Annotated in this window: 8 protein-coding genes; 1 reads left to right on the top strand and 7 read right to left on the bottom strand. The window is 43.2% G+C overall.

The window, feature by feature from the left end:
• Positions 1–5 precede the first annotated feature (5 nt).
• The 7 genes from torA to OCU77_RS06560 form a co-directional block, all read right to left on the bottom strand.
• Positions 6–2,483 carry a trimethylamine-N-oxide reductase TorA gene (torA, locus tag OCU77_RS06590; RefSeq protein ID WP_107302391.1) on the bottom strand — a complete coding sequence of 826 codons (2,478 nt, stop codon included), beginning with the start codon at positions 2,481–2,483 and terminating at the stop codon, positions 6–8.
• Between the two features lie 19 nt (positions 2,484–2,502).
• Positions 2,503–3,687 carry a pentaheme c-type cytochrome TorC gene (gene torC / locus OCU77_RS06585; RefSeq protein ID WP_048897117.1) on the bottom strand — a complete coding sequence of 395 codons (1,185 nt, stop codon included), beginning with the start codon at positions 3,685–3,687 and terminating at the stop codon, positions 2,503–2,505.
• A 36-nt stretch (positions 3,688–3,723) separates the two neighbouring features.
• Positions 3,724–3,897, bottom strand: a complete 174-nt coding sequence (gene torE / locus OCU77_RS06580) for a trimethylamine N-oxide reductase system protein TorE (protein WP_048897116.1) — start codon at positions 3,895–3,897, stop codon at positions 3,724–3,726.
• Positions 3,898–4,144: 247 nt separating this feature from the next.
• Positions 4,145–4,939, bottom strand: a complete 795-nt coding sequence (locus OCU77_RS06575; RefSeq protein ID WP_048897115.1) for a tetratricopeptide repeat protein — start codon at positions 4,937–4,939, stop codon at positions 4,145–4,147.
• A 310-nt stretch (positions 4,940–5,249) separates the two neighbouring features.
• Positions 5,250–6,263: a hypothetical protein gene (locus tag OCU77_RS06570; RefSeq protein ID WP_048897114.1), complete on the bottom strand. Its 1,014-nt coding sequence runs from the start codon at positions 6,261–6,263 to the stop codon at positions 5,250–5,252.
• Between the two features lie 430 nt (positions 6,264–6,693).
• On the bottom strand, positions 6,694–8,202 hold the full coding sequence (locus OCU77_RS06565; RefSeq protein ID WP_048897113.1) for an APC family permease: 1,509 nt from the start codon (positions 8,200–8,202) through the stop codon (positions 6,694–6,696).
• Positions 8,203–8,268: 66 nt separating this feature from the next.
• Positions 8,269–11,418 carry a glycoside hydrolase family 2 TIM barrel-domain containing protein gene (locus OCU77_RS06560; protein WP_239685798.1) on the bottom strand — a complete coding sequence of 1,050 codons (3,150 nt, stop codon included), beginning with the start codon at positions 11,416–11,418 and terminating at the stop codon, positions 8,269–8,271.
• 309 nt (positions 11,419–11,727) lie between these two features.
• On the opposite strand from OCU77_RS06560, the gene ebgR reads away from it, so the two are divergent.
• Positions 11,728–12,693, top strand: coding sequence for a transcriptional regulator EbgR (gene ebgR / locus OCU77_RS06555; protein WP_048897111.1), 966 nt, complete (start codon positions 11,728–11,730; stop codon positions 12,691–12,693).
• Positions 12,694–12,763 lie beyond the last annotated feature (70 nt).

Raw genomic sequence — 12,763 nt, 5'->3', positions numbered from 1 at the left:
ATGCATCAGCTGACATATATAGGCCCACCAAATGACGTCACTGGTGGCGCTTCACCTTTGAATTTCTCAAACTCTACAATGACCGTGTTAGCACTGGTCGCTTGGGCTAATTCGGAAGAGCCAATATCTTGAGTGAGCGTATTGGGATCACCATAGGTATCAAGCGAACCTACTTTTTCATTTACAGGGCCATACCATGCCCCTTCATGAATACGGATCACTCCACGCGGGTAATTATCTGATATACGCGCCCCCGCAAGTAGCTGACCACGATCATTATAAACCCTCACTATATCGCCATCACTGATACCGCGATCTTTGGCATCTTCAGGGTTGATATAAACAGGTTCACGTCCTTGGACTGTGTAGGTTTCACGGTATTTTTCTGATTCACACATTTGTGAATGTAATCGCTGATCAGGGTGACAAGACTGCAACCAAATAGGAAATTTATCTGAACTTGGCCCACCGTGTGAACGCTCTGATTTTTCAAACCACATCGGGTGTCCTTGGCAATGCTCATAACCGTAACGATCAATTTTACGGCTAAAGATCTCAATAAACCCAGACGGTGTCCCTAATGGATTGATCTCAGGATCTTCGCGGAAATCAGCATGACGAACAAAGTTAGTTCCTTCACCAAATTCAAACAAACCTTCTTTCCAGAATTCATCAAATTCAGGCATTTTATGCTTGGCTTTGTTGGCCTCGCGGCATTCATTATAAAGTTGGTGTAACCACTCCATTTCGTTCATGCCACGGGTGTATTCTTTTGCTCGACCGAAGCGCTCACATAACTCGGTGAATATTTGAAAATCTGTTTTCGATTGATACAGAGGATCCACCAGCTTATGCATCGCCAACACGCCAGAGGCTGAATACGCCCCATATAAGTCAATATCGTTACGTTCAAACTGGGTACACGCTGGTAAAACAATGTCTGAGAAACGACAAGTTGCCGTCCATGCAAATTCGATAGTAACTACGGTTTGCAATTTCTGGAATGCGGTTTTCATTCGATTACGGTCTTGGTGGTGATGCCACGGGTTACACCCACTAACAACCACCATTTTTGGGTCGGGGTACGTAACTTTAGCACCGTTATATTTGATTTCTTTCCCCGGCTCTAAAATACAATCAATCCAGCGAGCCACAGGAATCGTGCTGCTATAGCCTTTAAAATCCGTGCTATCCCACTTAGGCTTTTGACCTTCATCGACATTACGAGGGAAGCCGCCTGGACCTGATGCGCCCGTTGGTGGAATACCGACCCCACTATAGTGGTGGGAATAAGATACACCACCACCCGGCAAACCTATTTGGCCTATCATTGCAGCCAATACCGCGCCCATCCAATAAGGTTGCTCACCATGTTGTTGACGTTGAATCGCCCAGCCAAAGATCAGCTGGGTACGCCCTTTCACCAATAAACGGGCAAACTCACGGATCGCATCGGCTTTAACACCACAAATTGGTTCTGCCCATTCAGGTGTTTTCTCCACTTTGTCTTTGGTTTTACCTTCGACATACGGAATGAACTCATCAAAACCTAACGCATAAGTTTCGATGAATTTTTTATCATACAGTTCTTCTTTATACAGGGTGTGGGCTATCGCCAGCATGAAGGCGACATCCGATTGGGGGTTCACGTAGATCTGATCGCTATTAAAGTAGTTCTGGCTTTTCGATTTAACAGGATCGACTGAGATCACTTTGATCTCACCTTTCGCTACTTTCTCTTTTATCTGCTCATAATAGCCATACGAACCATGTGTTTCGCACTGCCAGCCAACTTGAGTATTCTTGATCGGATCATTGGCCCACAAAACCACGACATCAGTATTCTCTAAGATCTCTGGCCACGATGTCCCTTGCGCATAGACCTCGGTTGAGCCAAGTACGTAAGGCAAAATGGTTTGCCCAGCCCCTGTCGAGTAGTCACCGACTTTCTTAATGAAATTACCGTGCATACCAACGGCACGCTGCATATGCGTGGTGCAACTGTGGAATTGCCCAGTTTGGCGCCAACCCGTTTGCCCAGCTAACAACGCCCACGGGCCATAATCTTTCTGTACACGTTCCAGTTCTTGGTAAAACAAATCTAACGCTTCATCCCATGTCACGCGAATAAAGCGATTATTGCCCCGCGTATCGCCGCTATATTTATGCTTTTTCAACCAATCCAGTCGCACCATAGGGTAACGTACTCGCGATGGACTGTAGATAATCCCCTTGATGCCGTTAAGCATGTCGGTTGGGTATTTATCAAATTCCAGTGCTTTCAGTTCTTGCACTTTACCGTTATAAATCTTGGCGCGAAAAGCTCCCCAATGAGAACCAGAGACTTTCCACACTCCATCTGCAGCATACGGTGAAACCTCTTCTGCTGCTTGGGCTGCTTGCATCAGTAAACTTGGCCCAATCACTGACGCAGCTGAGGTCGTCGCGAGGCCCTTTAAAAAATTACGTCGACTTAGAGACATAGCTTAATCCCTCTGTGCACTAATGATGACCATCAGCGAAATCTGATGAATGTTTTTGAAGATATTTCAATACCAAGGCTTCACTATCATGATCCAGGTTCACAAACGCTAGCATACCGTTAAACATGCCCGGCCATGTGTTGGCATCGAAATGCGCTTCCTCTGGTTGGGTGTGACACACACTACAGTTGGTGTTGTACGCCGATTTTGTTTCACTCCAGATTTCATCAACATTGGCTAGCATGGATTCTTTTGGCATCCACAGTTTCACCGATACACGCTGCCAAGGTAAGCCTGTTAAATCATCTTCTTTCTCTTCAAATTTCTCGACTAAACTCTCGCTCTGTGCCGCCTCTTTGCTGAGTGCCGCCGTAGGTATATTCATACCAAAATCTTCATTAATCACTCGGCCAAAACCTTTCGTTTTACGCCAGCCATTAATTTCAACTTGAATCGCATTGTCTTTTACCGCCACCACTTTCACTTCGGATGCTGGGTTAAGTTGCCCACCATCCTTAGTCATGGCTTCATCCTCAAACATAGGGAGGAAACGTACACTGAAGTAGTTATTACCTTCGGAGTATTGGGTGTTCTGTGCTTTAGCAACCAGTTGATCCACCATGCCACCAGAGGCTTCCATGTTACCTGGTAATTGGTGGGCTATCCCTTTATGGCAATCAAGACAACTTTGGTCACGTTCAGCCGCTTGCTTCATTTGTGAGCGGGCGCGATCAGACATAAGGTCCCAGTCCATGCTGTCGTAGTTATGACAGCTTTTACACTCCATCGAGCCATTAGCGGCAAACCGTTTCCATTCATGGTTTGCTAATTCAAGGCGTTTTTCTAAGAACTTTTCGCGCGTATCTATCGTGCCAAAAATGGCCCCAAAGACCTCTTTACTGGCCTGCATTTTACGTGCAATTTTATCTGTCCAGTTATGTGGAACGTGGCAATCTGGGCACGTTGCCCGAACGCCTGAATGATTCGACCAGTGAACCGTTGACTGTAATTCTACGTATACATTGTCACGCATTTCATGACAGCCAATACAAAACTCTTCTGTGTTGGTGTGCTCAAGGGCAGTGTTAAACCCGCCCCAAAAAATCACACCAGCAATAAAGCCACCGAGTGTTAGTACACCGAGGCTAATATGAACTGCTGGACGCCAAAACGTCATCCACAGTTTTTTAATCAAACTCATCATAATGACCTACCTTGTCGTTTACTGTGAATGGGAAAGTTAGCCGTGACCTGGGGGGCCAAGGAAAAAGACTTGTAACATCCAAACAATAAAGCCATATCCACCGACAAGGGCGATAGCTAAGATAGGAAAAAGAAAAACCGTGATAAAGATAAATGATCGCCATTCGTACTTGCCACGTTCTTCTTCTTTTAGCGGTTCTTGGTTGCTCATGCTCACATCCTTTTTTAATCACCTACCTCTTTAGATGTAATAGAGAGGTGGCCTATCTACGAAAGTATAGTTAAGGAATTCTGAACAACTGAGTGGCACGCAAATAATTCTGCTTGCATCACATTAACAGTGAAGATTTACTCGTATTGGTAGGGTTAACGAAACAACAGGATATGAAAAAGCCACCGTAAAAACGGTGGCTTTGATAAAAGTCGTCAGCTGGCAATGAGTAGGTTTAAAATCCGCTTTATAGCGATGCGCTATAAATGGTTTGATGCTGTTTATAGAGCTCTAAGCGTTGCGAAAATTTTGCAATACGCTGGTTGTCTTTATCTTCGAGTTTACTCAAGGCAACCTGTTGTGCTTTAACAGCATCGTTAAATTCACCGCATGCTGCGTATGCTGCTGCTAGGTTATCGTAATCGCTCGCATCATTTGACGCAGTGCGCTTAATGATTTGTTTTGCTAACTTAAGCGCACGCTCTCCATCTCGCTGTTCTTCATCTGAGCAAGTAGCGTATAACCATACAAGGTTACGCTTAGAATCCATCGAACCTGCATTTGATGCATCGTTAAACCACTTAATGGCGTTCGCACAATCAGTCTTACCTGTACCTCCACCTGACACATAATAATGGCCCAGCTCAATCATTGCTTGTACAGAGCCTTCATTCGCTGCTTTGGTATACCATTCAACCGCTTGTTGATTATCACGCGGTAGACCACGACCATTCTTGAATAAATCACCAATCATTGCTTGAACTTCAGGTGTATCTGCTGCTGCCTTCTTAAGCCAGTACATACCTTTCAGTGGATCGGCTTTTAGACCGTTGCTGCCTTCAATATATGCACGACCAAGAAACAACTGCATATTTTTATCGCCTTGCTCAGCTTCAAGTTCAACATACTTAAGAGTGGATAATAAATGGTTGTCTGGTGCTGTTGTTACAGAAGCATGTGCTGATGTGATCCCATATCCTGTTGCGGCTAAACCAAACATCGCACCGATAACAACATTTTTTAAAGTCATAACTGCTGGCATAAAACGTTCTCTCAAGTTGCTTCACTCTAAATCTTGGCAACGAATTTAACGGTCGAGTGATTAAAAAACAACCAATATAATATAGACTTGCTTGTACAGTTATGAAGGCAATATAGAGTTATACTTGCGTGGTCAGTAAGTTATTACCGAAACAGGAAAGGAAATAAAGTGCTAGTAATGAGAGGTAGATCGCACATAAGTGACTATTGTAGAACTCTTGTTCTGAATTTCCGCTGAATAAAATACACGCCAGCACGTATGCTGGCGTTAGTATTCGCGGTATCTCTTCGTTAGCTTTTATTGCTCTGCATTAGAAATCAATGCTCAGTACATCTTTACCTACCGAGTACCCTTTTTGGCTTGAGTCGACATTCAGTACATCGTTAACAACATCAGGTAAGTCAAACAAACCGTTACATACCAAGGTCAAGTCATAGTCACCCGATGGGATATGCTTGAACTCGTAAGTATTTTCTTTACTCACTTTCGCTGTTAGTACAGGCGGATTTTCTGACCCCATATCACCATAATTTGATTCACCACCAGTCTCGCCATGTGTTTCATACAAGTAAATGTACGCATCAACCATTGAAGAGGCACACGCTGATGGATTGATATTCCCTATGATGTTCCCTGCTTCATTATTGTTAACAATACGAAGACCTCTATCCTTCATCTCATACGCATCTTCTTTGAGCTGGAGCATGTTACGTAAGTCAAAAGCGAGTGTGATCGTTTGTGGCACATCAAAGTTTAGGTTCAGCCCTTCAAACGTTAATTCATCCGCAATGTTAAGTGGCTTTAAATCACCGAAAATATCGCGAACATGTGAGTATGGCGTATCCAAAATATCGCCGTAACCGCCTTGGTCAATCGTCGATAGCGCTACCGATACATAGTCACCGGCCAGCATAAGTTTGTCTTCTAATAAACGCACCAAATCAACACCGGTTAAGTCCGTTAAATTCAGAACAACAAACATTGGATTCCCGTCACCATCAACAGGAATATCACCATCTACTGGTACACAATCTTCTGAACTTGCTGTCTGCTCAAACGACTCAGGTGTCCAATGAACAACATCACCTAAGTTATTAATGAAGGTCATACCGTCAATCGCCACACAGACTTTAGAGACATCTTTATCTGTTGGTGTTTCAGGTGCTGGTGACTCTGCAACATCAGCAGAGACTGGCACTTGAACGGAAGCTGGTGCACCATCACCGGCATTCACCGCCGCTCCCCCACCATCAGAGTCACCATCAGACCCGCCACACCCAACCACCACAAACATGGTGAGCATCATCACTATTATTTTTTTCATGTCATCACCCCTACGACAAATGAAAATAGGCCGCTACTGTTGTGGTGTTGTCACCACTGTTATCTTGCTGCTTATTGCTATGTTCTTATTCGATTTTTCATCATTGTGCTGAATAATGAAATCAGCCAACAGGCCAATGTGATTAACACGGCTGCGAACAGAATTAATCAGATTGGTAATGAAATTTTAGGTGTTGTACGGAAAGGAAAAAGGTTATCTGAGGTGTTCTCAACGATTGAGAAAAACTTCTTACTGACAAGACAAAATCTGCAATTTTGAGTCAGAGTTACGATTGTAATAGTTGGCAGTAAAGCATTTTGTCACCACACGACAAACTAGGTACAAAGGGAGCCAATAAAAGTATTGAAAAAATGCCGCGCACTAAAGTGGACGGCATTGGCTGTTAAATCCGTAATGCTTTTAAGCTAGATCAGTTCTGACCAACCAAATTAAATAACGAATTATCATTCGGGTTCTTCGCACGCCACTTATTGTACGCGTAGCTACAATATGCAAATGCACCTACGATACTGAGAGGCCCAAGAATAGTTTGAATGAGTGAACCTTGGAAGTTTGCTTCCCACAACTCAGGGCTAGGAATTAAAGCGGCTACGGTTGATGCAAGGAAAATCACCAACATCGGTACCACTGCCAATACAGGTAGTAACTTCCCTTTACCCAAGAAATAAAAATCACGTTTAAAGTCTTTATTATCTGAATCTAGGCGTAGTTTTAAGTAGCCAATCACCATGAACAGCACAGGGATTGTTGCCGCTCCGCCGTTTAAGTTTTTAACCGCAACAAGGATTTCATTGATGTCTGAACTGAATTGACCCACCATAAATAGAATCAGAATAAAGGTAACCAAGATGCCTTGCATACGTAATGCATTTACTGGCGTCCCTTCGTTGTTAACGACTGATAGCTTGTCGCCAAAAATGCCTTTCGGTGCATCCACAAACAGCATCTTCACTGGCGCTGCCGTCCACAGCATTAACGAACCACATAAGGTTGTAACGAGTAGGAAGAATGCAATCACGTTCGTCCACCATAATGGGAAACCTAGTTGCTGGAATGCTACATAGATTGCAGAAAGTAAGCCTAATTCAGCGGCTTGATCTGCTGGCAGGATCATATTCATCATCACCGCAGAAAGCAGCATGATCGCCGAGAAGATCACGACATTTAATAACAAGGCCAATCGGAACGAACGCTCACCACCTTTAATGTTTCGTTTGTATGCAGCTAATGCTTCCAAGCCACCTAAAGATTGCAATGCCCAAGACATAGACGCAATGCGTGACCATGAAAGATCAATGGTTGTCATCCACTGAGGAACAACAGCCTGTCCGTCAAATGTCACTTCACCAAACGACAATTTATAAGCTGCCGAGACCAAGAACACGATAGTTAACGAGAAGCCAGCATAACCTGCGAAAGATAGTAACTTCGACAACATTTTAGGGCCTTTCATCGATACCCATGTCGCCAACCAGAAAAGTGCAATCGATGCGATACTAATGACAGGTTTAAACCACATCTGATTGGTCAAATTAGTTACCCATTCAACATCGCTGTATAAGGTATATAAGAAATAAGTAATACAGTTAGGCAACAAATCGACGAAGTAAAAAATATTAACGTAGAAATAGAAGAAGCCCGCAATAAAGCCGTACTTCCTACCGAGAATTAAATTAAGCCATGTTTGGTAGCCACTCTCAGAGTCTTTAATCTTTTCAAGCGACGACAACTCAATGATCATAAACACGTAAGGGACAGCGTAACAAAGTGTAGCAACCGCATAAAGAATCCACGAGTTGTACCCCCAATCAGTGTATTGAGAGACTATGCCTTTTAGTACAAAGCCACCGCCAGCAATAGAGAAGAACAAAAATGTCATTAGCGACATTTTATATCTATTATCAGATGATTCTGACATATCAATTTCCTTTTATTCTGAGTGGAATGAACCAGCACCTATGGGTGCTGGTTTACTGTCTTGGTATTAGTTAATTGGGCGAACGGTGAATGAGTAGTTGTAGTTCTTCGCGGGTAGTTGGTATTGCGCAGGAGGAAGCGAGCCCCACGAGTTTTGGCCACCTGTTCCCATTTGCGCTAAATCGATATTCAACGTAGTAACGCCACTAGGTTGAACATCAACACCGTGTTTTTGCGAAATAGGCGTTAAGCCTGAAGCACTTTCACTTTCGAGATCTGGCACAAAATCGAGTTCTTTAGCTTCAAACGGCCAAGCACTCATATTGAGCAATTGGTCGTCAGCAACAACTTCGATACCTTGACCATGAAGGTTGGTCAGTTTGAACCAGCGAACATCCGTCTTGTTGCCTGATTCTTGAGGGCGTGGGTATGCGTGGAAGTTATCCCAAAGCGTACCGCCGAAAACACCGACTTTCTGACCTTTACGATCTGAGTAAGTCTCTACTGCACCGCGCCCGTACCACTTCATGTACATGAATTCTTGAGGAAGTATAATTTGAGAGCCCACACGAGGAAGAATTGGCAGTTCCGAATCGCCAACCTCCAAGTCAAAGTCGACTTTCATCTCACCCGATGAAAATACCGTGTAGGTGTAAGTCACTTCACTGCTAACAGCCGGTAACGCAAATTGCGCCTTAATGACGACAGCGTTAAGGCTGTCATTGGTGTCACAACCAAGGTTGAGTAGCTCTTTGTTTTGACCTGCCTCTTTCCAAACCGAAGCAAACTCATGAACGCCAGCGCCTAAATCGTTGTCGGTCATGCCGCGCCAGAAATTAGGAATAAAGCTAAAGTCAGTGATGTTCAGTGTGCCAACTTGATACTGTTTGAGATCCCCTGTTTGTGAGCAAAAGACAAAGCGAACCCCATCACCTGTCACCGCAACATAGTCTGCAGTTTGCTCAATACTTGGTGTCGAGCCCGCTACAGTATTTGAGTTGATGATATGTTGACTAGCCGTATTTTGAGCAACTGAACGCTCGGTAAGATTGAACTGCCCCCAACCGATTTCAGCGCCAAGGCCAAGCAACCCGCTCTGGTATTTCTCGCGGGCACTGAGCGTGATGATGTGCTCTTTACCAGCAGTAAATACATCGTGATTAATATCAACGACAAACTCAGCTCTTGTATTGGGTTGTACGTCATCAATAGCGATAAAACCAGAGTGAACAGCTTCACCGTCGGCTAAGATCTCGTAGGTGATTTCTAGATGTTGAAGGTTGATAAAGTCGTAACGGTTTTGAATTTCAAAGATGCCGTTTTCCGCATTAATAGCATTAAAGCGAATTGGAGAATAAACCTTTTTCACCTCTGTCATATGAGGGTGTGGGACACGATCAGCGCCAACCAAGCCGTCGTTCATGAAGTTGCCATCGGTCTGCATGGTTGGGTGATAATCTTTACCATAGCCCCAGTATTTTTCACCACGCTCATTGGTTAGCTCTAGGGCATGATCCATCCACTCCCAAATAAAGCCACCTTGCAAATTGTCGTTGGCATCAATGATTCTCCAATAATCACTTAAGATACCGACAGAATTTCCCATCGCATGGGCGTACTCAATCATGATCATTGGGCGCGAATCACCTTGTTTAGCAAATGCCTCTAATCGCTCTAAGGTTGGGTACATCGGGCATACAATATCTGTATAAGTAAGCTCACCAGCAGGTTCATATTGAACAGGGCGGCTGTTATCACGTTCTTTGATCCAGTTGTACATGGTATCGAAAATCATACCTGTACCCGCTTCATTCCCCATCGACCAAATAATGATTGATGGGTGGTTCTTATCACGCTCAACCATGGCTTTAACACGATCTAAGTGCGCAGGTAACCAGGATTCATCATCACCGATTTGGGTGTCAGGGCTTAACGCTAGAGGGTGAGATTCGATATTGGCTTCATCGATAACATACAAACCATATTGGTCACAAAGCTGGTACCAACGAGAATGGCATGGGAAGTGGCTGGTGCGAACGGCATTGATGTTGTGCTCTTTCATCAACTGAATGTCGCGCAGCATGTTTTCTTCGGTCGGTACATGGCCTAGTGTTGGGTGCAACTCATGACGGTTAACACCTTTAATCTTGATCGCAACGCCATTCACAAGCAGGCGACCGTCCTCAATGCTTACTCGTCTAAAGCCGACCTTGTGGCTAGTTACTTCAATAAGGTTGTGTTCGCTATCGAAAATAGTCACTAGCAAGGTGTATAAGTTAGGCGTTTCAGCCGTCCAAAGCTTCGGCGTTTCAATATGGCCTTGAAAACACATTTCTGAATCACCCGCTCCACACTCTAAAGCTGCTTGGTGGGTGAAAACACCAGCCATGCTCGCGCGATTATCTAGCAGCTCGGCTTTTACATAGAGCTGAGAAGACTCATTTAAGTAGTTCTGAATTTGGGTTGTGATGCTAAATGATGCACTTTGGAAGTCGTCTGATAACGTTTGCTGAAAATAAACATCATAAATACGGTGAGATGCCGTTGAATAGATAAAGACTTCACGCTCAAAGCCCGACATATCAAGCATGTCTTGCTTCTCTACATAGCTCGCGTTAGACCAGCGATAAACTTGAACAGCAATTTTGTTTTTGCCCTTCACTATGTGGTCGCTAATGCGGAATTCAGCCGGGTTTTTACTGTTTTGGGTATAGCCGACGCGTTCACCGTTAATCCAGATAAAGGCGGCAGTACGAACACCACCAATATGAAGAAACGTCTCTTCACCTTGCCATGTGTCATCAAGATCAAATTCGGTGATATAAGAGCCAACAGGATTGTATTCACGAGGCACATTAGGACAAGTTGCATCAAACGCGTAGCGCTCATCTACATAAATTGCATTATCCCACCCCTGAGGTTCCCAGTTGGCTGGTACTTTGATCATATCCCAGCTGCTTGCATCAAAATCCTTTTCAAAAAAGCGTCGCTCTCTTTGTTCTGGCTTGGTCGCTAAATTAAATTTCCATAATCCATTTAACGACAGGAAATTTTGCGTGCTAGCAGGATCATTGGCAATTGCTTCGAATTCATTAGTAAATGGAAATAAGAACGGACGAGGCGGCTCTTTATATATTCCATTAATTGTATGCTCTTCTAAAACTCGTGGAATTCCATCAAGATCTTCATATAAATGATCGATAAGTCTTCTATCCATACTTTTAACCATACCGCACCTTTTAGTAAAAATTTTACTTAAATTTGCTGATTAAATTACTCGCCAACTTAGATTCTGTATGTGACCAAAATCTCAAAAAAACAATGAATTGATTATTTTTTACTCTGCACACGATGGGTGTAGGCATTAAAACTAACAAAACACTGTGCGAACAATGGGTTGGTATTAAATTGCGAATATGGAAACAATGATTACATTGCCAAACTCTGAACTTTTAAGCATGTCACTATAATAATGTTTAGTGTATGTTTTACTAAACCTTTCTTTTGATGGTTGAAAGAGGGAATCATGGCGACACTGAAGGAAATTGCTAAAAAAGCGGATGTTTCTATTTCGACTGTCTCACGAGTTTTAAATGATGATAAAACCCTAAGTGTAAAAGATGGCACAAGACACAGAGTTCTTGAAATAGCAGAAAAGTTACAATACCAGTTTAATAAAACAAAGAATGAAGATATTCACTCTTTCTTGGTCATTTATAATTATGGCCGCGATGTAGAAGTTGATGACCCCTATTATCTTTCGATACGCCACGGAATAGAAATGCAGTGTGACAAGCTTGATATTTCACTTACTCATCAGTTTAAAGGCGAGCCGTTGATTAAACGCAGCAATATTACTGGCGTGATCGTTGTAGGCTATGGGCAAGAAGCCATAAACAATGCAAATAAATTAACAGATAATATATGTTTGGTTGATTTCCACGATGAGACTTCAAATTATGATTCCGTTAATGTAAACCTCCGCCAATTAAGTCGCAGCGTTGTAGACTTCTTCCATAATCAAGGTTATCAAAGAGTCGGGTTCATTGGAGGCTATGATGAGAAAAATAAGGTCGATATTCGTGAATCAACATTTAGCTTGTACGGTGAATACCTAGGTATAGTGGCTCAAGAAGATATTTATAGAGGAGAGTTCTCTAGCCTTTCCGGTTATAAACTTGCCTGCGAGATGTTGTCGAAGTCAGATCATCCACAAGCATTATTCATCGCAAATGACTCAATAGCAGTAGGTGTACTGAGGGCTCTCAATGAAAAAGGAATAAAAGTGCCAGAAGAAATCGCATTGGTTAGCGTAAATGATATACCTTCCGCAAAATTTACCTCCCCTCCACTCACAACCGTAAAAATTCACTCCGGAATGATGGGCTTACAAGCCGTCAATATGTTAGTAGAAAAGCACAGAGATGGGCGTCAATTGCCACTACAAGCCAATATTAATTTTGAATTAGTCTTTAGAGAAACGACTCGCTAATTTGGCGGCTCTCACCGAAAAAACGGGAATTCCTAACCGACAAGACAGCTTTGACAATTAATGAATTTCG

The sequence above is a fragment of the Photobacterium swingsii genome (genome assembly GCF_024346715.1).
Taxonomy (GTDB): Bacteria; Pseudomonadota; Gammaproteobacteria; order Enterobacterales; family Vibrionaceae; genus Photobacterium; species Photobacterium swingsii.
This window is presented reverse-complemented; position numbering and strand designations above follow the sequence as displayed.

Coding starts and splice junctions, on each gene's coding strand:
- torA (WP_107302391.1), bottom strand. CDS start 2,483: ATGTCTCTAAGTCGACGTAATTTTTTAAAGGGCCTCGCGACGACCTCA.
- torC (WP_048897117.1), bottom strand. CDS start 3,687: ATGATGAGTTTGATTAAAAAACTGTGGATGACGTTTTGGCGTCCAGCA.
- torE (WP_048897116.1), bottom strand. CDS start 3,897: ATGAGCAACCAAGAACCGCTAAAAGAAGAAGAACGTGGCAAGTACGAA.
- OCU77_RS06575 (WP_048897115.1), bottom strand. CDS start 4,939: ATGCCAGCAGTTATGACTTTAAAAAATGTTGTTATCGGTGCGATGTTT.
- OCU77_RS06570 (WP_048897114.1), bottom strand. CDS start 6,263: ATGAAAAAAATAATAGTGATGATGCTCACCATGTTTGTGGTGGTTGGG.
- OCU77_RS06565 (WP_048897113.1), bottom strand. CDS start 8,202: ATGTCAGAATCATCTGATAATAGATATAAAATGTCGCTAATGACATTT.
- OCU77_RS06560 (WP_239685798.1), bottom strand. CDS start 11,418: ATGGATAGAAGACTTATCGATCATTTATATGAAGATCTTGATGGAATT.
- ebgR (WP_048897111.1), top strand. CDS start 11,728: ATGGCGACACTGAAGGAAATTGCTAAAAAAGCGGATGTTTCTATTTCG.